The sequence below is a fragment of the Psychroflexus aurantiacus genome (assembly GCF_010820555.1).
Lineage (GTDB): Bacteria > Bacteroidota > Bacteroidia > Flavobacteriales > Flavobacteriaceae > Psychroflexus > Psychroflexus aurantiacus.
This window is the reverse complement of sequence record NZ_JAAIKD010000026.1, coordinates 1-966: the sequence shown is the minus strand read 5'-3', so window position 1 is coordinate 966 and position 966 is coordinate 1. Positions and strand designations below refer to the sequence as shown.

General features: G+C 33.2%; 1 protein-coding gene. It reads left to right on the top strand.

Annotated features, from left to right (window positions below):
* Window positions 1–771: hypothetical protein (locus tag G3567_RS13175; RefSeq protein ID WP_205521239.1), on the top strand; the 771-nt coding region annotated here is incomplete at its 5' end.
* Window positions 772–966: the final 195 nt, after the last annotated feature.

Genomic DNA, 966 nt, shown 5'->3' with positions numbered 1-966 from the left:
GTTGCCCATAATAATATGAAACTTCCGCAATACATTTTAATCATAGGGTTTTTAGCAAGCTTCTTAGTTGCTAAAGCTGACCCGACTTCATATAGCGGAAAAGTTTCAATCACTGCAGAATCTGAAAATTATATTGCAAAACACTATCACAATTGGACTTCTGATACTGAAGAAGAATTGTACGAGATGATATCGACAGACCAAAATCCGTTTGACGAAAACAACAATTACGCTTACATTGAACTCATCGATAAAAGAACCGGTAAAACTATTTTTAAAAAACCAAGTACAGCGCTAACACAAATTGAAATTTCTAAAAACGAAAAACACATCGTGGGAATTTCAAATATTATGGTTTGGAATCCATATCAATTAGTAATCTATGACACGAATGGTAAGCTGATAAAAAAACGGAATTTTAGTAGCGAAGAGGCAAAATTAACTCTGTCTGAATACGATAAATTTGCTGTTAATTATCATACACAATGCGAAAAACTCGCAGAATTCACCTACTATCAAAATGATAATGTTTACATCGACTTTTTGAGAATGGGAATGCCAACTGAACTTGGCGATGCCTGGGATTTTCTTTTTGACTTTACTGCACGAAATCATTTAACGCCAAATATCTGGGAAACTACTACAAACTATGTTCAATGGTTTCACGAGGAGAATCCCAAAATGGAATTAAATTACGAAAATGATGTGCTAAAGTCGATAGCAATAAATGACCCAGAACATAAACAATATAGAATAAATATCAGCGAATAATTACTATGGGCAACACCGTATATAGCTCATAGCTAATTAATTATTTAATCGATGTCTAGGCATATTTGTAAGTCCGCCAAATTTTTTAATTTGGCTTATTGAGAAAAAAGATAATAATAAAATTAAAAAATCGGCTTGTGCTTAACCGAAAGGTAATCGCTATTTTGTGCGCTACGAGCCATATACAAAACCGTT